The sequence below is a fragment of the Rhizobium freirei PRF 81 genome (assembly GCF_000359745.1).
Classification (GTDB): Bacteria; Pseudomonadota; Alphaproteobacteria; order Rhizobiales; family Rhizobiaceae; genus Rhizobium; species Rhizobium freirei.
Window position 1 is genome coordinate 1 of sequence record NZ_AQHN01000049.1, and the last position, 418, is coordinate 418.

The window sequence follows — 418 nt, forward strand, 5'->3', positions numbered from 1 at the left end:
TACGGTCGGCGGCAGCAGCTACAACAATGTCGGATCGGCCATCGGCGCCGTCGACAGCAGCCTGACCAACATCAACAACGGCACCGCCGGCGTGGTGCAGCGCACCAGCACGGCCGACGTCACGGTGCTGACGGCGTCTGGCGGCACGGCGGCCGCTCCGGGCAATGCGCAGAAGCTGACCAACCTGGCGGCCGGTACGATCGCATCGTCCTCGACCGAGGCGGTGAACGGCTCGCAGCTGTTTGCAGTGGGTGATTCCGCAGCGAGCGTGCTGGGCGGCAACGCCGCCTACGATACGTCGACCGGCCAGCTGACGATGAGCAATGTCGGCGGCACCGGCCAGAACACCGTCAACGATGCGATCGCGGCGGTAAACACGACTGCCGGCAAGGGCTGGAACCTGCAGGCGAACGGCGAT

General features: G+C 67.2%; 1 pseudogene. It reads left to right on the forward strand.

The annotated features are described in order from the left end of the window. A pseudogene (locus tag RHSP_RS08575) lies at positions 1-418 on the forward strand (hypothetical protein); the annotation flags it as partial.